The following is a 19,755-nucleotide window of genomic DNA, read 5'->3' on the forward strand; positions in this document are numbered from 1 at the left end:
AATTGGTCACTGACTTCCCACGGTTTGGTTCGGGCCATCTTGGTTTCTCCTTTGCTTGGGGGATTCGTGTTCCTTTCCTTGTTCTTGATTCTATCATCTCCTTCCACGTTTTCGGATAAGTTCTAAAGAGCCCGAGGGGCCACTTACGTCATGAAGGCTACCAATAATGTGCCATCGGGTCGATTTATTCTGTTGATCAACCAGTGTAATAGTGTCGCCAACATGCAAGCCAGTGCGCGCCAGAACGTTATCGCTGAGAACCAATGGCTGAGTATCACTCTCCTGCAACCAGCGACCATCTAGAATATGATGGGTGTATAATTGCGTATCCGCATCGAAAGCCTTGACCTGCAATACTCCCCACTTCGTGGTAAATGCTTGCTGCCCAAAACGCTCGATACGTTTCACATTGGGAATCGATTGCAGAGCACTATCAAAGGTCGATTTTGGCTGAGGTCTGACCGTCGCCCATACATCATAGTTATAGGGAGCGTAAAAGTTCAGCGTATACTGCTGAATAGAGTACGTTGCGATCTGCACAGAGAAAAAGGCGATACCCGCAAGGACAAGCGCTGCCAGAGTCACCCACGCACGACCAGGCTTACGAAACATACCACGCCAGCCAAGCCAGAAAGTCTGGGGAGCCAGGCCGAGAATACGCCCCAGACGCGAGGATTGGACCTGCTCCGTTCTCCTCACTTTGACTCCATAGGCTGAGATCGCGTCGCGTACGGTGATGCTCGTGCCATTCCACAGTGGAATAATCGCCGCGACGAGAGGCACCACCACGCCAGCGATCAGGCTGATAAGCAATGATTGCCAGGAAAGTTGATATGGTCCCAAAATCAAGGTAATATTCGCCGTCTGATACAGCGTTAAACGATAGCCAGCATACGCACCCAGAGGGATTCCGATCAGCGTACCAAGCAAACCATAGATGAGTACAGAGAAAAGATAGCTCCGCAAAATCTTTCCTCGTGTACCTCCAATCGCCTTCATGGTCCCAATAACCTTTGTTTGCTCAGCAATCAGAGTTGACATAATGTTGATGATGAGAAAACAAGTGAGAACCAGCGCTCCAACCGCCAGAACTTGTGTTGCCAGGACAAAGCCATTGAGTTGACGTTTACTCAATTCAATGGGATCAGTATCGTAATGGGCGTCTTTAACCTGCACATGGTGAGCCATCAGGACACTCGTTAATGCATTGATCGTTTGCGTAATTTTAGCCGAGTTGGCATTGAAGGCTTTTACCTGGATATGATTAGCAACTTTCTCTCCCAACAACGTAATCGTGTCATTCGAGACATATCCCTGTGCGGAACCAGTCACTGCGGGATTTGTGAGACCCAGAGTACGTGTAAAACCAACGACTTTTAACGTGACATCGCTGTGCGAGGTGTTCAGAGTGATAGTATTACCAATGGCAACGGGCTGAATAGAGGCATCACCGGACTCTAACACAATCTCGCCTTTCTGAGGATAGCGACCGCTGGTCAGCTCAAACGGGCTGATAGCCACGTGTTGCATATCCGCATATCCGTAGATCGTAATATCCGCTTGTCCCGGAGCAGCATTGATATTCCAACGACTATCAAAGAGTGAGTCCACCTGGAGCAACTTGACATTCGCGACTTTTTTTAAGATTGGGGCCAGGTTATAACTTCCTTGCTCAACCATAATCTCGATATCGGGCGCAGTTGAGCGATCCGCGCTATACGCCAGGGCCCGCGAGATCGTATCATTGGCGGTAAAAATGGCAGTAAGCCCCAGCACACTGATCGAGATACCAACAATGATCAACGCAGCACGCAATTTTCGGCGCGTGATATCGGTGATAGATTTGCGCAATAATGCACTCATGCATTAACCTCCCTGATGCCGTTTGTCTTTGCCAGCAGAGCATCTCCCTGCTGAACGATACGACCATCGAGCAAATCGATGCGCTCGGTGGCACGTGTAGCGAGCTGTAAGTCATGGGTCACATAAATGACCGTTTTGCCTTGTTGCGTCAGATCTGCCAGAGTATCAAAGACTTGATGAGCAGTCCGTGAATCCAGATTTCCGGTTGGCTCATCCGCAATGATCACTGGCGGATTATTCGCCAGGGCGCGAGCAATAGCTACACGCTGCTGCTGCCCACCAGAGAGAGCACTGGGCAAACGATTGGGATAGTCGGCGATGCCTACCATATCCAGACATTCCATCGCTCGAGTCTTCCATTGCCGCCTCGGCAGACCGGCACCAGTACCCAGTTCCAGTGCCAGTAACACGTTCTCTAAGACCGTCAGCGTGGGCAAGAGTTGGAAAAATTGAAAGACGATCCCGACGTGTTTTCCCCGCCACCGGGCAAGTTGGTTTTCACTCTTCGCCCGCAACTCTTCGTTCTCAAAGAGAATGCGACCACTGGTTGGACGATCAATGCCAGTAAGCATATTCAGTAGGGTAGATTTACCACTTCCCGATGGTCCATTAATTACAAACAGGCCCAAAGCAGGAATGGTAAAGGTGATAGCATCGAGAATTTTTGTAGGGTGCGCCTTTGGTCCAATGACCCGCGATAGATTTTCTACTTGAATAAGGGCTTCGCCTTTTGTGATTGTCATATTCGTTCTCCTTCTTCGAACAATACATGCGTGATCAGGTTATGAATACCTTACGATAAAAAGATGACACTGATATGACACCGTTTTTCATTTTTCTGTCATCTTTTTAGTGCATACTGGAAGAGAAAAAAGGGGGTGACAGGTATGCGTCTACTCATCATAGAGGATGACTATCATATGAACCAGGCGCTCAAAAAGAGCCTGATTGAGGAGGGTTATGCCATCGATGCGGTCTACGACGGTATAGAGGGCGAAGCATATGCCGAGAGTACACTCTATGACGCCATCATCCTCGATGTCATGCTGCCACGCAAAGATGGCATCGCAGTCTGCCGCACGCTGCGCCAACGCGGCATGACAACTCCTATCCTGATGCTTACCGCGCGTGATGCGATCGAAGATCGCGTCCAGGGTCTCGATAGTGGTGCTGATGATTACCTGATCAAGCCTTTCGCACTGTATGAACTGCTGGCACGCCTGCGCGCGCTTTTACGACGTACTTCTCCGCAGAAAAGTGGTGTGCTCGTTGTCGGGGATCTGGTTATCAATCCGGCTACTCACGAGGTTATGCGAGCGGGCGAGCGTATCAAGCTGAACACCAAAGAATTCGCATTACTGGAATATTTCATGCGTCATCCCAATCAGGTGCTCAAACGCGAAATGATCGAGAGCCACATCTGGAGCTACGATTTCATCAGCGCCTCCAATGTTGTGGATGTCTATGTGAGACGCCTGCGCCGGAAAGTCGATGACCCTTTCACTGAAAAATTGCTTGAGACAATCTACGGAGCAGGTTACCGGTTGTGTGTTTCTAAAAACACGTGAGGAGGTTCAGGTACCATGCAAGCATCTATTCTCGTTCTCGCAAAAAGAAGTGTATCCGGGCGCACAAAGCGGCTGTTGCACCACTTTTATAGCTTGCGCTTCCGGTTGATGCTCTGGTATTTGCTGATTCTGGCTCTGACCCTCTACTTTTTCAGTACAGCTATCTATGTGCTTCAACAAAGAGCACTCTACAACCAGGCGGATAGCAATCTCCAGCAGGCTATCCGCACGCTACCTGATCTGTATGATCTCCAGTCAGGTCGCCTGACAACCATGAACACTGGTCTATATGCAGATATATACACCAGTGATAGTATGAGCATCTTGCTCAATCCACAGGGGCAAATCGTCCAGACTACTAGCAGGATGGGTGCTCCCGACCTTGATCGGCTCCCTGTATCCTTTTTTCTCTCCTCTCATTCTGCTGGTAACCAGATGAGCGCCACCGGAAATCAGGATCTCCATTTCTTTTCCACGAGAACGCCAATCATCGATCAGTCTGCTCCACCGCCCTGGAACAGGTATGTGTTTGAAACAGTGACCATTACCAATCGACAGGGGCAGATCCTGAATAGTGTGCTGGTTGGCCTGCATACCGATATTCCGGACCAGTTACATCAGTTGCTCAGTATACTCGTTGGCATCACTCCGCTTGCTCTTCTCATGGCTAGCCTGGGTGGCTACTGGCTAGCGTCCAGGGCAACACGTCCAATACATACAATCACACGCACCGCGCAAGAAATCAGTGAGACAGACCTGCATCGTCGCTTGAATTTGAGACGACATGATGAACTGGGCGAGCTGGGTGCAACCTTTGATAGCATGCTGGACCGCCTGGAGGGGGCATTTGAACGCCAGCGGCAGTTTACCGCAGACGCCAGCCACGAACTACGCACGCCGCTCAGCATCGTCAACACAGAGGCTGAGCGTGTGCTTCAACGGACCTACACCTGCGAGGAATATATCCAGACGATAGCAATCATCCACCAGGAAAACCAGCGCATGATCCGACTGGTCAACGGTTTGCTGACGCTGGCGCGTGCGGATCAAGGGCAGACCAGATTGCAATGTGAGCAACTCGATCTCAGCGAAATCGTCCTCGATGCGGCGGAACGGCTCGCCTATCTGGCAGAACAGAACGGGATCACAATCCGCCTCTCCAACCTGGACGAGATCTTCATCTGGGGCGACCGGCTCTATCTCACGCAACTCTGTACCAACCTGCTAGAAAACGCCATCAAATACAGCGCCGAGATTGGCAAGTGCGTCGATGTCAGACTGGATCGAGAGCCTGATCAGGCCCGCATGCAAATTATTGACGAGGGGCCAGGCATTGCTGCGGAACACCTCCCATACCTCTTTGAGCGCTTCTTCCGTGTAGACCAGTCCCGCACATATAATCGGTCAGCTGGCAGCACGCCCACTGCCGGAGGGAGTGGCCTCGGTCTCTCTATCGCCCGCTGGATCGCGCAAGAACACGGCGGCTCAATTCAGGTTCAATCTACTCCCAGCAAAGGCACGATTTTTGAGGTTTGCCTCCCGCTCTCAGAAGCTGGCACATGAAGGTCACTTTTATCACAATATCGATGCTGATTGGCTTAGCGGGGAAAAGTGGGCTCTCCCGCACTTTGCGTGATAAGCAGTACAATAAAGCAACTATCAAAAAGTGGCTATGGCCTACGAAGCAGGATCAACGGGACTCGTGAGCCAAATATACAAGAGCTTTCACGAAATATGCGGGAGAGCCGAAAAGTGTACTAAAAAATGTTATGACCCCGATAAGGCCAGAGTGTAGAAGGACTCTGCTATTCTCTGTTGTGCAAGCTCTTTACTTTTTGCGTTCCAGCAGAACAGCAGGGACCTTGCGTGTGATCTTCGCCTGAAGCTCAGCGAGAGCAGGTATCTTCTGTACCTGGATGCTCCCAAGGCGGTCCGCCTCCGCACTGTCGACAACGATGGCTCTAGCCTCGAACGTCTCAGTGCCAAGCTCGACAGTCACATCGGGATGCACGACCAGGTTGTGATACCAACCGGGATTGGTTGGCGCGCCCCTATTCCCGGCGAAAACGTAGATGCGGCCACCTTGGGACAAATAGACCAGTGGGCTGATACGCTGTTGACCGCTTTTTGCCCCCGTCGTCGTCAGCAAAAGTAAGGGGGCACCAGCTAATTGACCACCAACGTTCCCCCCGTTGGCACGGAACTTTTCGATAATCTGGCGATCCCATTCATTCAAATCCTGTATCTCAGTCATGAAATCCTCCTCTTGTCGCTACCATTTCTTCTCGTCATTATTAGTGTCGTTGCTCCTTCTTCGACCAACCAGCCTGAATATCACCTCTCGCACCTCCGTGCCAGCAGCGGTGATTTTGGCAGCGGCTGCATCGGAGCGAGCCAGGCCAAGGACCTGGTGCCCTGCCTCGATCAGCTCGCGAACGACGGCGGAGCCGATAAAACCGGCCGCGCCAGTAACGAACACTTTCATAAGCAATTCCTCCAGTACATGTGGGTAGGAGTTCGCTGGTGTTGCCCCTGTTCTGATCTCATGTTTTAACAAGTTGATGCTTTTGCATCAACTTGTTACAATAAACAGTATAGCCTGGACGGGTACACGGGGCAAGCATCAATTCTTGCCTCTTGTTACATATGCAACAAAGAGGGAATGATGTCGCACGAAGAACAGAAGGAATGAGGCCAATTCAGACCATGCTTCTGTTACAGGAGCAGAAATTTCATCGTGTCCCTGGAGAGAATTTTGCAAGGATGAGTTTATGCTTGAAAAATGCTAAAAACATATACATACATAGATATATCTCACAAAAAAGCTCCCGTCGCACAGGATAGTGTAACAGGAGCTTTTTGGTAAGCCTGATAGCCAGGCAGTATAGAAACATAGACAAACCGTTTGGATTAACGCTTTGTATACTGTGGGGCCTTACGGGCGCGCTTCAGACCTGGTTTCTTTCTTTCCTTCATACGTGGGTCACGGGTCAGATAACCCGCTTTACGTAGAGCAGCTTTGAAATCAGGATTCAAGCGTACCAGGGCACGAGCGACGCCGTGGCGGATCGCGCCAGCCTGGCCGCTTGTACCACCACCGACAACACGAACGGTCAGGGTGTAGGCATCGCTATTTAAATCCAGGGCACGCAAAGGGGCAGCAACGGTAGCCAGATGCGTATCGCGGGGCCCAAAGAAGCTCTGGGCACTTTTATCATTAATAGTGATGCTACCATCGCCATTTGGGTAGAGACGCACACGAGCCACAGCCGTCTTACGTCGTCCCATGCCGTAGTAGTAATCACCTTTGATTGTATCAGCCAAGGTGGTTCTCCTCTTCTTTCCTATGCCTCAGTGGCCTGCTTCAACAACGCCTCAGGGCCAGTCCAGATGACTGCCTTCTGAGCCTGATGTGGATGTGTAGGACCAGCGTAGATTTTCAAGCGTGACATAATCTGAGAGCCCAGGCGGTTATGCATCACCATACCGCGAACAGCATGCTCAAGTGCGCGCTCTGGATGTTTGCCTTCCAAAGTCTGGCGCAATGTCGTCTTCTTCAAGCCACCGGGATACTGTGAATGGCGATAATACACCTTCTGATCCAGGCGATTGCCGGTTACAGCAATCTTGTCGGCATTAATCACAACCACAAAATCTCCACTATTGAGATGTGGTGTGAATGTAGGTTTATGCTTACCGCGCAAAATATGCGCGATCTGTGTCGCAACTCGACCCAGTACCTGCCCCTCGGCATCGATGACATACCAATTTGGTTGCAGATCAGCGGCCTTGGCGCTATATGTCTTTACCATCGTTTACTCCAAAATTCTCAGGATATTCAACCCGTACCAGGCACAGCCCATGTGATGGGGCCGCTGAACCGGGGTGCGTCTTCTCCGCACGTTGCACAATTTCTCTAAATTCTTCAAGACTGAGACGCCTCTGTCCAACCAGGAGCAGAGTGCCAACCATTCTACGAACCTGCCCCGTGAGAAAGGCGTTGGCAGTAAAATCATAATAGATGAGTTCATTTGCCTCGGGACGTATGCAACGAGCTTCCAACATCGTACGAACACAATGGCCGGGCTCCGTCTGCAAGGAAAGGGATTTATTCGGGCTATGCCCAAATGCACCAAAGTCCTTATTGCCCACAAGTTCCTGACAGGCCTCGCTCATCAAAGCAACATCCAGCTCATGATGGCAATGATAGCTATAGCGGGCCCGCAATGCTGTCGGCGCAGGATCATTCCAGACCGTATAGCGATACGATCGGCTCACCGCGCTAAAACGAGCATGGAACTGTTCAGGGACGTTCCGCACCCATCGTATTGCTACGGATTTGGGTAAGACGGCATTCAGAGAGCGTAGCCAGATTTCAGGCGAGCGTTGCAGCGAGGTAGTAAAGGTAATTACCTGCCCACTTGCATGAACGCCAGCATCAGTACGGCCCGCGCCATTCACTACAGAGAAAACGCCACCAGAAACCTGCGCAATCGCCGTCTCCAAAGCGCCCTGCACCGTAGGTCCATGGTTCCCAGATTGACGCTGAAAGCCATGGAAATCCGTGCCATCATACTCAACACAACAAGCAATGTTCATACGACTCAATGTAATTCACCAGGGATAGGACGCATCAAACCAGGTTCCGCGAAACTGTATCCCTATACCAGGGCGATCTGCGCAATCTCAGCGGCATCACCTTTACGGCGACCCAGCTTCGTAATACGCGTGTAGCCACCAGGACGACCGAGATAGCGAGGAGCCAGTTCATCAAACAACTTCTTCACAACCAACTCATCGGGTAAAGCGCTCAAGATAAGACGGCGAGCATGCAACTCAATCACCATCGCGTCATAAGCAGCACGTAAAGCCTTCTCAGCATCATCCTCATTGGGAATGATTGCCAGCAGCTCGGCGCGGCGTGCTTTCAACTTATCTTCCTGGAATTTGCGGCCATTTGCGGTCAAAGGAGCCTTCTGAAGTTTCGCGCGGTCTTCGTTAGAAGCGACGGTATGTTTCAGAGAGAAGCGGCCTTTGCGAGCAAACTCCAGCACTTTGGTAGCCTGATCTGCATCAGAGACCACCACAGCCAGGTGTTTGCGGGCATCTTCGCGCCCTTTTACTGCCACAGAAATTAACTTTTCAACCTCGCCACGGATCGCGCGTGCGCGTGCTTCAGTGGTCTGAATACGGTCGTAACGGATGAGACCTGCCATCAGATTACGGCGCGCAGACCGACGTCGCGGCTCTGGCATACTCATCCGGTTGCCGGCAATTCGGTGCCTCAACTCATTCCTCCATTTCGTGATCGCCGTCTAAATCGGCTCCGACGGTGCTGGTGCGCGGATTAGGCAGGAAGTTTCGCACAAGGAGGCGCTCGCGCAGCTCTTGTAAACTCTTCTCACCAAAATTGCGTACACCCAGAAGATCTTCCTCGTTCATCGAGAGAACCTGGCCAACCTTCGTAATATTGCTACGCTTCAAACAGTTGTAAGCGCGCACCGAAAGATCCAATTCTTCGATGGGAGTGTCATAAACCTTCGGCGGGATGGGCAAGCTGCTCAAAGGTGGTTTTTCAATCTCAGGTACCTGAGCACGATAATTGGCGAGCAAGGTAAAATGCCGCACCAGAATATCCGCGCTTTGACGCAACGCCTCATCAGGCGTAATCGTCCCATCCGTCGTAATTTCAAGTACAATTTTGTCAAAATTGGTCATCTGACCTACACGTGTATGCTCAACGGTATAGTTTACCTTTTGCACAGGCGTATAGATAGCATCGACCGGAATAACCCCAATCGGCTGATCATCTTTTGAGTCGGCAGGAACATAGCCTCTACCAGTCTCAACGACCAGCTCCATGTCAAGGCGAGCGTTTTCATTATCGAGAGTGGCGATATGCAGCTCTGGATTGACAATCTCTACCGTGCTGGGAGCAATAATATCGGCTGCAGTCACATCGCGCGCACCGCTCACTTCCAGACGCATCGAAACGGGATGGTCCGAGAAAGAGCGCAGGCGCAGACGTTTAATGTTCAGCACGATATCAGTCACATCTTCCATCACATTCGGGATGTCCTGGAACTCATGTTGCACACCTTCGATCCGAATAGAGGTGACAGCCGCACCGGGTAACGAAGACAGCAACACACGCCGCAACGAATTACCCAGGGTCATACCATACCCCGCCTCTAACGGCTCAATATCATAGCTCGCATAATTCTCCTGAGTTTTTGTATTTCTTATGCGAGGCAGTGCAATATCTAGCAAGGTTCTAACCTGCCTTTCTTTTTCTACCAGGTTCAGTAATGCTCACATGACCTATATAGCCAGGGAGACAGAGGCCAGAACGCTGGTAGTCCAAGAGTTCTTCGCCCTGGCGCGACCTGAAAACAGATCACTCAGGCACGGACCTAACCCTTCTAACACACATACCTGCGACACCTGGCAAACTACCCATTGTCGTACTAGCAAAGAGCGCGGGCATGTGCCATGAAGTCTCCGCCGACTCAACCTGTTATCGCTGATAGTACTCAACCACCATTTGCTCATCGAAGGGAAGCTCAAGGTCCGCCCGAGAGGGAATGGTGACGACACGGCCGGAAAGCGCATTGATATCCAGGCTCAACCAGGTAGGAATGCCCTTCTGGCTCAGCAGCTCGGCGCGTGTTTTGAAGTACTCTAAAGTTTTACTGCGATCACGTACGACGATAACGTCATTTGGCTTCGCAATGAAAGAAGGAATATCTGTCTTGCGGCCATTGACGGCAAAATGTCCATGATTCACCAATTGGCGAGCCTGAGCACGTGAATCGGCAAAACCAAGGCGATAGACCAGATTGTCCAAACGCATCTCCAGGATCTGCAGCAGATTCTCGCTGGTTTTACCAGGGCGGGTCGCGGCTAATCCGAAATGCTTGACAAACTGGCGCTCCAGGATGCCGTATGTGCGACGCACTCTCTGCTTCTCGCGCAACTGCTTGGAATAGCCAGACTCTTTACGAGCACGGCTGGTACCATGCTGACCAGGTTTTGTACTGCGGCGCTCTAAAGTGCACTTTGTCATGCACTTGTCGCCCTTTAAGAAAAGTTTTACCCCTTCACGTCTGCACAAGCGGCAGACGGGACCGGTATAACGTGCCATCGAATTCTATCCTCCTCACCGATCAAGCGGGCTATACACGACGACGTTTGGGTGGTCGGCAGCCATTGTGCGGAATAGGTGTAACATCTGTAATGGAAGTGACTGCGAGGCCAGCAGCCTGCAACGAGCGAATCGCTGCCTCACGACCGGAACCTGGTCCTTTGACGAAAACGTCAATCTGGCGCAAACCATGATCCATGGCTTTGCGTGCCGCGCCTTCAGCCGTCACCTGCGCAGCATAAGGAGTGCTCTTACGTGAGCCTTTGAAGCCCTGACCACCCGCGCTACCCCATGAAAGAACGTTTCCATTAGGATCAGTGAGGGTTACAATCGTATTGTTGAACGTGGCCTGAATATGAGCCTGCCCACGGGGGACAGATTTCCGTTCACGCCGCCGAACTTTGCCAGTTGGTTTCTTCTTGTCTGCCATTTTTATTTACTCTCTCCTGCGCTACTTCTTCGCTGCTTTCTTCTTGCCTGCAACCGTGCGTTTTGGACCACGGCGGGTGCGTGCATTGGTGCGGGTACGTTGACCACGTACTGGCAGATTACGACGGTGGCGCATACCACGATAGCAGTTGATTTCGATCAGCCGTTTGATGTTCATATCAACTTCGCGGCGCAGATCACCTTCAACTTTATGTTCGCGGTCGATTACTTCACGGAGACGATTGACTTCTTCTTCAGTCAGGTTTTTGACACGTGTATCGGGATTAATGCGTGTTCGTTCCAGGATCTTGCGGCTTGTCGTTAGCCCAATTCCATAGATGTAGCACAGCGAAATTTCCACACGTTTTTCTCGCGGAATGTCAACGCCGGCAATTCTTGCCATCTTTTCCTCCAGCTTTGCGTTTCGGCTTTCTACATTTCTGGCTTGCGCTCGCAACGCGAAATCCGAAACTCTTGATTAGCCCTGTTTCTGTTTATGTTTTGGGTCTTTGCTACAAATGACCATTACCACACGTTTGCGGCGAATGACCTTGCAGCTATCACAGCGCGGTTTCACCGAGGCGCTTACTTTCATGTCTTGCCTCTCCTCACATTTGTCTTAATGAGTTCACAATTGTTTGCTCACTGCCACTTGATAGATCACAGGCGCACGAGGCTTCCGTATCATGCTACTGGCAATGAGTGCCGCAGTTGGACTGAAAGAACCAATACGAACGGATTGATTCTCCCGGTTCCTTCTAGTCCAGCCTGGTTACCGAAATGATACCGATAGGAGAAAAGGAACAATGATGGGTGTACATCCAGCCCGACGTGTCGTCAGGATTACGCACCGGGTAAGCCGAAAGGCCTCATCATCGCGCACGCCATGTTATGCGTCCTCGAGTCAGGTCATAGGGGGACAGCACGACCCGCACCTTATCACCTGGTACGATACGTATAAAATTCATACGCATACGTCCCGACAAGACGGCCAGAACCTGATGGCTTTCGTCGATCTCTACTTTGAACATGGCATTGGGGAGGGATTCTAAAATCTTGCCCTCAACCTCAATTTCATCCTTTTTTGGCATAACATCCTTTCCCTAGCGGCGGGACAACATTCGCTATTTCCTGCGTATATCTTTACCAGATGTGCAGCGCGCGGCAGCCTTCGCACGTGCATTCGCGGATTATACTGCAGTTTCAATGCGCGTGAAAGTACAAAAGGGCAGCAGTTGTTACTGCTGCAGCCAACTACGGATTATAGCACACTTTCTCCGAGGTGTCGAGTGGGAAAATGTATCATAGCCAGAAGTATGTACTAAACTGCTTGATTCAACTACACGTCTCAGTGGGAGCACAACCTCCACATCATCAACTTCTATCGTCGTATGCCGCCGCGCGCCTCACGTATAGCGCTATCGCGTTCCATTCCGCCAGCTTGACTCAACACATTTCAGTCAGAACGGCATATGGTACTATGTTACAACGTTTCGGCATCAAAGGCAATATCCAAATTGCGCATATCAGGATTTCCTCATTCTCTCACCTACCGCCTACGGCGGCCAGAAGAGAGGAGGACGTGGGGACACCCCACACCCCGGCAGGGGGACCGCGGTCCCCCTGCACCCCCTGCAAGCGGATTTGCAGAGGGGCTTTTCCTCTACATCCTCACATGCAGGATTGCAAAGGGCGGCTAGCCCTTTGCCGGGGTTTGGGGTGTCCCCAAAATTACTTTTTTTCTCGCCGCCGCAGGCGGCGGGAGAAAGTCACATTCCCTGACATCCCTTCAGATGAATAAGAAAGCCCTGATAGACTATTGATAGTTTTTTACAAGCTCTATCAGGCTTCGTGAAACCACCTCAATACGACGATTCCCATCGATCTTAGCCAGCTTATGCTGTTGATCGTAATAATCGAGTAAATGAATGGTCTCATGAAAAAAAATGTCTAACCGTTTCTCTATAGCAGCACCAGTGTCATCTGCACGTTGATACAACTCACTGCCATCCAGATCACAAATACCTGGGACTTTTGGAGGATCCGTGTCAATATTATAGACATGTTGATTGGCCCGGCAGATATAGCGTCCTGAAAGTCGATGTAAGAGCTCCTCACGCGGAACCTCCAGGTAAATACTACAATCAATGGACCGACCAGCAGCTAGTAATCCTTCATCCAGTGCCTGCGCCTGCGCGATTGTCCGTGGAAAGCCATCCAACAGGATGCCATCCCGGATGTATTCAGGTTTAGAAATATGCTCTAACACCATCGCTACGGTCAACTCGTCCGGGACCAATTCCCCACGATCAAAGTAAGCCTGTGCTTGCTTGCCGAACGCTGTACCTTCTGCAGACGCCTTACGAAACAGGTCACCACTTGACACATGATGCATACCCAGCTCATTCGCCAGATACTTTGCCTGTGTCCCCTTCCCCGACCCCTGTGCACCGATCAGGATAATATTCACGATAGCCCTCCGCCGGAAGGTCGAGGAAGTGCAGCATCGCACTTCCTCTGGAACGAGAGACATTTAAGGGAAAATAGCGCTATAGCCATTCTCCACTCCTTGTCTATGAAAGAAAGCCCGAATAGTTACGCATCACCATCTGTGACTCCAACTGCCGTACCGTGTCTAACACAACACCGACGGCAATCAAGAGTGAAGCAGCACTCAGTAATTGGTTACCACCTACGCGAGCAATAAAAGGTAGAATCGTCACCAGGCCCAGGAACAATGCTCCTGCCAGCGTGATGCGGTTCAGAATATTAAAAAGATAGCGACTGGTTGGTTCACCAGGGCGATAGCCAGGGATAAACGCACCTTGCTTCTGCAGATTTTCTGGAATATTCTGCTGCTGCCACATCACATAGGCATAAAAATATGTGAAGGCAACGACGAGCAAGAAGTTGATCGCCCAGTACCACCAATCATTGGTATTAATAACGTAGAGTGAGATCCACAAAGAGGTATCTTTAATCCACGCAACGCTGCTTGTACTGAGATAGCGCACAATAACCGTTGGGAACAACAGCATCGAGGATGCGAAGATCAGAGGGATCATACCTGCGCTATTGATCTGCATCGGGATGTAAGTCGTCTGTGCCGACCCAACCAGCATACCGCGTCCAACGCTCCGCTTGGTCGGATACTGAACAGGCACGCGACGCTGTCCCAGGTAAATATATACAATACCAATAATCGTGATAACACCAATAATCAGGAACACACCAATACTTACGACCGCCTGGCCGCCACCGGACTGAGCTGCAGTTACACCCTGTGAAACATACTTTGGCAAATTGCTCAGAATGTTCGCCAGAATGATGATCGAGATACCGTTACCGATACCTTTCTCAGTAATCAACTCACCCAGCCAGACCAGAATCATCGTGCCTGCCACCAATGAGAACAAAATACCCCAGCTCTGCAACGCATATTGACTACTGAACAGGTTGAAGTTCGTCAGCACTTGTTCCTGTTGGAAGAGTGCAGCCTGACCCAGAGCTTGAAGGAAGGCAAGAGGTACAGCAATAATACGGGTGATCTGACTAAAACGAAGACGCCCTGACTCTCCCTGAGCAGACAAATTCTGCAACGCTGGAATAATAGGTTGCAAAAGTTGCATCACAATCGTGGCAGTGATGTAGGGATAGACAGAGAAAGAAACGATGGAAAAGCTCTGTAAGGAGCCGCCAGAAAAGACGTCCATCAGGCCAAGCAGTTGTCCAATACCACCTGAAGAGTTGCTATTGACAAGGCCACTTAACGCCTTCTGCTCAGCCGCATTCAAAGGAACATTGATATGAGCCAGGACGCGGAACACAAGTAGTATTCCAAGCGTGAAGAGGATCTTTTTACGTAGATCAGGAACTGTCCAGATACTACGCAGCTTTTCCCACATAGGAGCCTCCTTTTGCGAAAAACGCAAACACAGGACAAAGCGTGAAAGCTATTGCAAGAAGTAACAAGAAGCCAAGGAAGCAGAAAACTACCTCCCTGGCGTTGTATCAGCTACTTTGCAGCTTCAGCTGTAGTCGTGTCTTCGTCTTTACGACGTTTGGTCTTCTCATAGACCCGTGTTGGGATAATCTCCACGCTACCACCAGCGGCCTCGATCTTTGCTTTGGCAGACGCAGAAAACTTATGCGCATACACGGTTAAAGCACGATCAAGTTCACCATCGCCAAGGATTTTGATTAATCCTTTACTCTGAGCGACCGTTGCCAGTTTCTGTGAAACCAGATCCGCTGGATGGATCTGTGAACCAGCCTCAAACAACTCGAGGTCTACAATATTAACAATAGTATAATCATCGCGGAAAACACTGGTGCCATTGCCAAGACCGCGAACGAATGGTAACCGTTTGGAAAGACGTGTCTGACCACCATTGAATGAGCGGTTAACATGTCCACCCGAACGTGCCTTCTGTCCTTTTGTGCCACGTCCAGCGGTTTTACCGCGGCCAGAACCGTGACCACGTCCAAGACGGCGCTCAGTTTTGTGTGAACCGGGAGCTGGACGCAAATCAGAGAGTTTCACTGACAATCTCCTCTACTTGAAGCATGTGGCTGACCTTACGAATCATACCACGGATCGCTGGCTGATCTTCGTGCTCAACAGTATGTTGAAGTTTGTGCAAACCGAGAGCTTTGATCGTTGCCTTCTGATCTTTTGGGTAGCCAATAGAGCTTCGTACCCATTTTATACGCAGTTTTGCCATTTTTTTTCACCAAATCCTAGCGACGGCGATCACTGCCGCCACCGCGGCGATCTCCGCCACGATCACTGCCGCCGCCGCGGCGATCTCCGCCACGGTCACGACGACCGGCAACGGCACGGTTCTCACGAAGTTCTTCTTCTCGAGCAGCACGAGCAACCGCGGCCTGTTCAGCAGCGGCAGCATTGGCGGCGACGAGTTGTTCGGCACGGCGTTTACCCAGGAGCTCAACAACCGTCTTGCCACGGCGGGCAGCCTCGGCTTCAGCCGAACGCAGCTCACGCAAACCGGCAACACAGGCCTGAACAGTGTTCGCCTTGTTGGTGCTTCCCAGGGTCTTTGTCAGAATATCACGTACGCCAGCCGCTTCCATTACCGCACGGACAGCGCCACCAGCGATAACACCGGTACCAGGGGCGGCAGGCTTCAACAAGACTTCAGACGCACCGAAGGAGGCCTTTACAGAAAAAGGAAGGGTTGTACCGTTCAAAGGAACCTCAACCAGATTTTTCTTGGCATCCTCGACACCCTTACGGATAGCCTCGGTATATTCTCCTGCTTTGCCAAAGCCGAAACCCACATGTCCATTGCGGTCGCCAACCACGACCAGAGCACGAATGCTAAAGCGTCGGCCGCCTTTAACGACCTTGGAGACACGGCTTACTTCCACCACTGTCTCTTCAAGGTTCAGTTTTGAAGCATCTATTCTTGCCATTATTTTTGTCTTATCTCCTCTAAATTCATGCGTGTTGTTGTGCCAGCCCGGAAAATGCCAGGCATAGTCATGTCATAAGTGTGGCTTCCACGTATCTCTAGCGTGTGTCAAGCCACTTTCATTCCAGCATCACACGCATGGAAGGTTGTCTCGTGGGTCTAGAATTCCAGACCTGTCTCACGAGCGCCTTCAGCAAGTGCGGCAACTCGCCCATGATAGGCGTAGCCAGCACGATCAAAGACAACTCGGGTGACGCCTTTTTCTTTCGCACGCGCGGCAACAATCTTACCCACCTCGTGAGCAAGCGCGACCCTACGGTTGCTGGCAATACCAGACAGTTGCTCAACAGGAGATTTCTTTGCCTTCTTCTCCGCAACAGCCTGTGCTGGCTTCGCGCCCTTGCCTTTTCTGGCGGGTGCTTCAGCGGCGGCTTCAACAGCTGCTGGCTCTTCGGCTGAGGTGGTGCTGGCGGTAGGTGTCCAGGAAGACGACTCTGGGTTAAAGCTCTTCAGGCTCTCCTCTAATGAGGAAGCGGCAGCCAGAGTCTTGCCGGTCGTATCGTCGATGACCTGTGCATAGATATGGTTTCCGCTGCGGAACACATTGAGGCGTGGACGTGACGAGGTACCCTCGAGATGGCGTCGTATACGCTGGTGCCGCCGCAGCCGCGCCTTGTTGGCTTCAAATTTCTTAATCATAGTTGCATCGCAAAAGACAGTGACACATCCTCAGGGATCAACATGAGGAGCCTATCTTTCGCAATTCCCCTTTCTTTGGATACGTGGGATATAAGGAAGCTTACAGCGACGTGGTCGGCACTACGTCTCTTGTTTCACACATCCCTCATGGCCACGTGGATGACACAATGCAGTATCGAACCGTACAGGTTCTTTCAGTCCGGTGAGAACGGCTAGATTCTTCACTGATCCTACCAGAAAGAGAGAGAGCAGTGGAGAAATTTCAGGCCCACACTATAGTATCACACTCTAACATTTGGCGCGAGTTTTGTGAGGACTCCTGGACAGAAAGTCGCATCCGTGTACAACTTTTGGTGGTAAATGCAGGAAGCCTGCAACTATCATCCATTGTAGCACGGATACGAAAGGGTACGACCCAGACTTATTTCTTTTTGCCGCCGACTTTACCAGCTTTACCAGCTTTACGACGGATCTTCTCGCCACTATAGCGGATACCTTTGCCCTTGTAAGGCTCAGGTTTGCGAACACGGCGGATCTCTGCAGCAACGGCACCGACCAGCTGCTTGTCAATACCGCTCACGCTAACTTTGGTGGCCTTTGTCGCGGCATCCACACCATCAACGCTCAGGGTCACGCCTGCAGGAGGCTGGACCTCAATCGGATGCGAATAGCCAACGATGATCACCAGGTTGTTGCCAACCTTGGCAGCGCGATAACCGACGCCATGGATCTCCAGCGTCTTCGTGTATCCGGTCGTCACACCAACCACCATATTGTTGATCAATGTGCGATAGAGGCCATGCTTTGAGCGATGCTCGCGGCTATCATCGGGACGGGAAACCGTCAGATGACCATCTTTAAGCTCCAGGCTTAAATCGCGATCAACCTGCTGCGACAACTCGCCCTTCGGACCTTTCACGGTCACGAAATTGTCTTCAGTCCAGTCTAACTGTACCTTTGGTGGGACAGCGATTGGAGCACGTCCAATACGAGACATTTGAATCCTCCCTCTACCAAACGTAGCAGATGACTTCGCCGCCAAGACCTTGCTTGTAAGCGTTCGAACCGGTCATCAAGCCCTTTGGTGTCGAAAGAATCGCAATTCCCAGACCACCGCGTACGCGGGGAATGTTGGCCTGCTTCGTGTAGACGCGCAAACCAGGCTTACTGACACGCTTCAATTGCGTTACGACTGGTTTCTTTTCAGCGTAACGCAATGTCAGGCGTAATGTCCCCTGGGGATTATCTTTCAGGATCTCGATGTCCTTAACGTAGCCTTCTTCTTTAAGCACGCGCGCAAGAGCCAGCTTCATTTTCGACGCTGGGATCAATACGCGAGTATGTCGTGCTGTGGCCGCATTACGAATGCGCGTAAGCATATCCGCAATGGGATCAGTCATATTCATGGATGTTCCTCCACATCATGTAGCAGTCAAAGACTCACGCTTTCTTACTACATGTCCTTTCATCGTCGCGCTTCTACCAGCTCGATTTTGTCACGCCCGGCAGCTCACCGCGTAATGCACGCTCGCGGAAGCAGATACGGCAGAGACCGAATTTACGCATGTATGCACGTGGTCGGCCGCAAACCTGGCAGCGGTTATGTTGCTGCACTTTGTAGCGTGGCTTGCGCTGCGACTTCACAATCATTGAGATTTTTGCCATTTCGCCCTCCAGCGTTACTTCTTAAAGGGCATGCCCATCAATGCGAGCAGCCGTCGGCCTTCCTGGTCTGTTTTGGCAGTGGTCACAATGGTGATCTCCATACCGCGCAGCTTGTCGATCTTATCATATTCGATCTCAGGAAAAACCAATTGTTCACGTAAGCCCAACGTATAATTGCCACGTCCATCGAATGCATCAGCGGAAATCCCCTGAAAATCACGGATACGGGGCAGGGCCACATTGATCAATTTATCAAGGAAGTAGTCCATGCGCTGGTTGCGCAATGTCACCATACAACCGATCTGCATACCTGCACGTAATTTGAAGGCAGCAACCGACTTCTTGGCGCGGGTCACCACCGGACGTTGTCCGGTGATGGCAGCCAGATCGGCCACAGCGGCATCCAGAGCTTTCGCATTCTGGATCACTTCGCCCATACCGATGTTAATGACGACTTTGCTCACTCCAGGCACCTGCATCGAGTTTACATAATTGAACTCTTTCTGCAGAGCAGGTACAACTTCCTGGCGATAGCGTTCTTTAAATGCTGTTGCCATAATTCTTAACTCCTCGTACGGTCAGCAATGACCTTATGGCAATGCTTGCAGACACGCACAGGACGCAGTTTCTGGTCGTTGCCTAAGGGGCGACGCTCCCGAGCGACACGCGTCGCCTCGCCGCACTCTGTGCACTTCAGCATGACATTGGAGACATGCAGTGGCATTGCCTTCTCGATAATGCCACCCTGTCGCGTCTGGCCCTGCGGGCGAACATGTTTCTTCACAACGTTGAGACCTTCAACAATCACCTTGCCGGTCTGTGGCATTGCGCGTGAAACAGTTCCTTCCTTTAGCTTATCCTTGCCAGCCAGAATGACGACGGTGTCGCCTTTCTTAATGTTCATCTTGGCAAGGTGGAGAGGCTTCTTATTTTTTACTTGTGTTGCCATCTT

25 protein-coding genes and 2 pseudogenes are annotated in these 19,755 nt (G+C 51.1%); 2 read left to right on the forward strand and 25 right to left on the reverse strand.

Annotated elements, in window-relative coordinates; translation table 11 throughout:
* Nucleotides 1–93: 93 nt before the first annotated feature.
* Entirely contained in the window at nucleotides 94–1,863 is a 1,770-nt protein-coding gene (locus F1593_RS12600) for an FtsX-like permease family protein (protein WP_149401921.1), read from the reverse strand.
* Nucleotides 1,860–2,606, reverse strand: a complete 747-nt coding sequence (locus F1593_RS12605) for an ABC transporter ATP-binding protein (RefSeq protein WP_149401922.1) — start codon at nucleotides 2,604–2,606, stop codon at nucleotides 1,860–1,862. The genes F1593_RS12600 and F1593_RS12605 overlap by 4 nt, the downstream gene beginning before the upstream one ends.
* Before the next feature lie 144 nt (nucleotides 2,607–2,750).
* Here F1593_RS12605 and F1593_RS12610 point away from each other — a divergent pair, with 144 nt between their 5' ends.
* Both F1593_RS12610 and F1593_RS12615 read left to right on the forward strand, forming a co-directional pair.
* Nucleotides 2,751–3,431, forward strand: a complete 681-nt coding sequence (locus F1593_RS12610; RefSeq protein ID WP_149401923.1) for a response regulator transcription factor — start codon at nucleotides 2,751–2,753, stop codon at nucleotides 3,429–3,431.
* Between the two features lie 15 nt (nucleotides 3,432–3,446).
* Nucleotides 3,447–4,994 carry a sensor histidine kinase gene (locus F1593_RS12615; protein WP_149401924.1) on the forward strand — a complete coding sequence of 516 codons (1,548 nt, stop codon included), beginning with the start codon at nucleotides 3,447–3,449 and terminating at the stop codon, nucleotides 4,992–4,994.
* A gap of 265 nt (nucleotides 4,995–5,259) precedes the next feature.
* Here the strand turns inward: F1593_RS12615 and F1593_RS12620 are convergent, their stop codons facing one another.
* From F1593_RS12620 to rplX, 23 genes and pseudogenes are all read right to left on the reverse strand, one after another.
* Nucleotides 5,260–5,685, reverse strand: coding sequence for a nitroreductase/quinone reductase family protein (locus F1593_RS12620; protein ID WP_149401925.1), 426 nt, complete (start codon nucleotides 5,683–5,685; stop codon nucleotides 5,260–5,262).
* 90 nt (nucleotides 5,686–5,775) lie between these two features.
* Nucleotides 5,776–5,916, reverse strand: a pseudogene (locus tag F1593_RS12625) (NAD-dependent epimerase/dehydratase family protein); the annotation flags it as partial.
* Between the two features lie 425 nt (nucleotides 5,917–6,341).
* Entirely contained in the window at nucleotides 6,342–6,719 is a 378-nt protein-coding gene (gene rpsI / locus F1593_RS12630) for a 30S ribosomal protein S9 (RefSeq protein WP_149401979.1), read from the reverse strand.
* A 56-nt stretch (nucleotides 6,720–6,775) separates the two neighbouring features.
* Nucleotides 6,776–7,243, reverse strand: coding sequence for a 50S ribosomal protein L13 (gene rplM, locus F1593_RS12635; protein WP_149401927.1), 468 nt, complete (start codon nucleotides 7,241–7,243; stop codon nucleotides 6,776–6,778).
* On the reverse strand, nucleotides 7,227–8,030 hold the full coding sequence (gene truA, locus F1593_RS12640; RefSeq protein ID WP_149401928.1) for a tRNA pseudouridine(38-40) synthase TruA: 804 nt from the start codon (nucleotides 8,028–8,030) through the stop codon (nucleotides 7,227–7,229). The genes rplM and truA overlap by 17 nt, the downstream gene beginning before the upstream one ends.
* A 62-nt stretch (nucleotides 8,031–8,092) precedes the next feature.
* On the reverse strand, nucleotides 8,093–8,719 hold the full coding sequence (locus F1593_RS12645; protein WP_371873842.1) for a bL17 family ribosomal protein: 627 nt from the start codon (nucleotides 8,717–8,719) through the stop codon (nucleotides 8,093–8,095).
* Nucleotide 8,720: 1 nt separating this feature from the next.
* Entirely contained in the window at nucleotides 8,721–9,701 is a 981-nt protein-coding gene (locus tag F1593_RS12650; protein ID WP_149401929.1) for a DNA-directed RNA polymerase subunit alpha, read from the reverse strand.
* Nucleotides 9,702–9,948: 247 nt separating this feature from the next.
* Nucleotides 9,949–10,575: a 30S ribosomal protein S4 gene (gene rpsD, locus F1593_RS12655; protein WP_149401930.1), complete on the reverse strand. Its 627-nt coding sequence runs from the start codon at nucleotides 10,573–10,575 to the stop codon at nucleotides 9,949–9,951.
* Nucleotides 10,576–10,606: 31 nt separating this feature from the next.
* Nucleotides 10,607–11,005, reverse strand: coding sequence for a 30S ribosomal protein S11 (rpsK, locus tag F1593_RS12660; protein WP_149401931.1), 399 nt, complete (start codon nucleotides 11,003–11,005; stop codon nucleotides 10,607–10,609).
* Between the two features lie 21 nt (nucleotides 11,006–11,026).
* Nucleotides 11,027–11,407, reverse strand: a complete 381-nt coding sequence (gene rpsM, locus F1593_RS12665; protein WP_149401932.1) for a 30S ribosomal protein S13 — start codon at nucleotides 11,405–11,407, stop codon at nucleotides 11,027–11,029.
* A gap of 75 nt (nucleotides 11,408–11,482) precedes the next feature.
* Nucleotides 11,483–11,599: a 50S ribosomal protein L36 gene (gene rpmJ, locus F1593_RS12670; RefSeq protein ID WP_149401933.1), complete on the reverse strand. Its 117-nt coding sequence runs from the start codon at nucleotides 11,597–11,599 to the stop codon at nucleotides 11,483–11,485.
* Between the two features lie 277 nt (nucleotides 11,600–11,876).
* Nucleotides 11,877–12,095, reverse strand: a complete 219-nt coding sequence (gene infA / locus F1593_RS12675) for a translation initiation factor IF-1 (protein WP_149401934.1) — start codon at nucleotides 12,093–12,095, stop codon at nucleotides 11,877–11,879.
* A 725-nt stretch (nucleotides 12,096–12,820) separates the two neighbouring features.
* Complete coding sequence (locus F1593_RS12680; protein WP_149401935.1) at nucleotides 12,821–13,474, reverse strand: adenylate kinase; 654 nt, start codon at nucleotides 13,472–13,474, stop codon at nucleotides 12,821–12,823.
* A gap of 103 nt (nucleotides 13,475–13,577) precedes the next feature.
* Complete coding sequence (gene secY, locus F1593_RS12685) at nucleotides 13,578–14,909, reverse strand: preprotein translocase subunit SecY (protein WP_149401936.1); 1,332 nt, start codon at nucleotides 14,907–14,909, stop codon at nucleotides 13,578–13,580.
* 110 nt (nucleotides 14,910–15,019) lie between these two features.
* Nucleotides 15,020–15,547, reverse strand: coding sequence for a 50S ribosomal protein L15 (rplO, locus tag F1593_RS12690; RefSeq protein ID WP_149401937.1), 528 nt, complete (start codon nucleotides 15,545–15,547; stop codon nucleotides 15,020–15,022).
* Nucleotides 15,534–15,728, reverse strand: a complete 195-nt coding sequence (gene rpmD / locus F1593_RS12695; protein WP_149401938.1) for a 50S ribosomal protein L30 — start codon at nucleotides 15,726–15,728, stop codon at nucleotides 15,534–15,536. Before rpmD ends, rplO begins: the two co-directional genes overlap by 14 nt.
* A 214-nt stretch (nucleotides 15,729–15,942) precedes the next feature.
* Nucleotides 15,943–16,440: pseudogene (gene rpsE / locus F1593_RS12700) on the reverse strand (30S ribosomal protein S5); the annotation flags it as partial.
* 158 nt (nucleotides 16,441–16,598) lie between these two features.
* A complete protein-coding gene (locus F1593_RS30130) occupies nucleotides 16,599–17,138 on the reverse strand; it encodes a 50S ribosomal protein L18 (RefSeq protein ID WP_443092134.1) in 540 nt (179 codons plus the stop codon).
* Nucleotides 17,139–17,559: 421 nt separating this feature from the next.
* Nucleotides 17,560–18,135, reverse strand: coding sequence for a 50S ribosomal protein L6 (rplF, locus tag F1593_RS12710; protein ID WP_149401940.1), 576 nt, complete (start codon nucleotides 18,133–18,135; stop codon nucleotides 17,560–17,562).
* Nucleotides 18,136–18,148: 13 nt separating this feature from the next.
* Nucleotides 18,149–18,544: a 30S ribosomal protein S8 gene (gene rpsH, locus F1593_RS12715; RefSeq protein WP_149401941.1), complete on the reverse strand. Its 396-nt coding sequence runs from the start codon at nucleotides 18,542–18,544 to the stop codon at nucleotides 18,149–18,151.
* A 73-nt stretch (nucleotides 18,545–18,617) separates the two neighbouring features.
* Nucleotides 18,618–18,803, reverse strand: a complete 186-nt coding sequence (locus F1593_RS12720) for a type Z 30S ribosomal protein S14 (protein WP_149401942.1) — start codon at nucleotides 18,801–18,803, stop codon at nucleotides 18,618–18,620.
* A 14-nt stretch (nucleotides 18,804–18,817) separates the two neighbouring features.
* A complete protein-coding gene (gene rplE, locus F1593_RS12725) occupies nucleotides 18,818–19,360 on the reverse strand; it encodes a 50S ribosomal protein L5 (protein WP_149401943.1) in 543 nt (180 codons plus the stop codon).
* Nucleotides 19,361–19,365: 5 nt separating this feature from the next.
* The gene (rplX, locus tag F1593_RS12730; protein WP_235932570.1) at nucleotides 19,366–19,752 is read right to left on the reverse strand and encodes a 50S ribosomal protein L24; all 387 of its coding nucleotides are present in this window, start codon (nucleotides 19,750–19,752) and stop codon (nucleotides 19,366–19,368) included.
* Between the last annotated feature and the right edge of the window lie 3 nt (nucleotides 19,753–19,755).

Source organism: Dictyobacter arantiisoli (assembly GCF_008326305.1).
Classification (GTDB): Bacteria; Chloroflexota; Ktedonobacteria; order Ktedonobacterales; family Ktedonobacteraceae; genus Dictyobacter; species Dictyobacter arantiisoli.

Coding starts and splice junctions, on each gene's coding strand:
- rpsI (WP_149401979.1), bottom strand. CDS start 6,719: ATGGGACGACGTAAGACGGCTGTGGCTCGTGTGCGTCTCTACCCAAAT.
- rpmJ (WP_149401933.1), bottom strand. CDS start 11,599: ATGAAAGTAAGCGCCTCGGTGAAACCGCGCTGTGATAGCTGCAAGGTC.
- F1593_RS12600 (WP_149401921.1), bottom strand. CDS start 1,863: ATGAGTGCATTATTGCGCAAATCTATCACCGATATCACGCGCCGAAAA.
- F1593_RS12720 (WP_149401942.1), bottom strand. CDS start 18,803: ATGGCAAAAATCTCAATGATTGTGAAGTCGCAGCGCAAGCCACGCTAC.
- rplM (WP_149401927.1), bottom strand. CDS start 7,243: ATGGTAAAGACATATAGCGCCAAGGCCGCTGATCTGCAACCAAATTGG.
- secY (WP_149401936.1), bottom strand. CDS start 14,909: ATGTGGGAAAAGCTGCGTAGTATCTGGACAGTTCCTGATCTACGTAAA.
- rplF (WP_149401940.1), bottom strand. CDS start 18,135: ATGTCTCGTATTGGACGTGCTCCAATCGCTGTCCCACCAAAGGTACAG.
- rpsH (WP_149401941.1), bottom strand. CDS start 18,544: ATGAATATGACTGATCCCATTGCGGATATGCTTACGCGCATTCGTAAT.
- F1593_RS12610 (WP_149401923.1), top strand. CDS start 2,751: ATGCGTCTACTCATCATAGAGGATGACTATCATATGAACCAGGCGCTC.
- rpsM (WP_149401932.1), bottom strand. CDS start 11,407: ATGGCAAGAATTGCCGGCGTTGACATTCCGCGAGAAAAACGTGTGGAA.
- rpsK (WP_149401931.1), bottom strand. CDS start 11,005: ATGGCAGACAAGAAGAAACCAACTGGCAAAGTTCGGCGGCGTGAACGG.
- rpmD (WP_149401938.1), bottom strand. CDS start 15,728: ATGGCAAAACTGCGTATAAAATGGGTACGAAGCTCTATTGGCTACCCA.
- rplE (WP_149401943.1), bottom strand. CDS start 19,360: ATGGCAACAGCATTTAAAGAACGCTATCGCCAGGAAGTTGTACCTGCT.
- F1593_RS12615 (WP_149401924.1), top strand. CDS start 3,447: ATGCAAGCATCTATTCTCGTTCTCGCAAAAAGAAGTGTATCCGGGCGC.
- F1593_RS12620 (WP_149401925.1), bottom strand. CDS start 5,685: ATGACTGAGATACAGGATTTGAATGAATGGGATCGCCAGATTATCGAA.
- truA (WP_149401928.1), bottom strand. CDS start 8,030: ATGAACATTGCTTGTTGTGTTGAGTATGATGGCACGGATTTCCATGGC.
- rplX (WP_235932570.1), bottom strand. CDS start 19,752: ATGGCAACACAAGTAAAAAATAAGAAGCCTCTCCACCTTGCCAAGATG.
- F1593_RS30130 (WP_443092134.1), bottom strand. CDS start 17,138: ATGATTAAGAAATTTGAAGCCAACAAGGCGCGGCTGCGGCGGCACCAG.
- infA (WP_149401934.1), bottom strand. CDS start 12,095: ATGCCAAAAAAGGATGAAATTGAGGTTGAGGGCAAGATTTTAGAATCC.
- rpsD (WP_149401930.1), bottom strand. CDS start 10,575: ATGGCACGTTATACCGGTCCCGTCTGCCGCTTGTGCAGACGTGAAGGG.
- F1593_RS12605 (WP_149401922.1), bottom strand. CDS start 2,606: ATGACAATCACAAAAGGCGAAGCCCTTATTCAAGTAGAAAATCTATCG.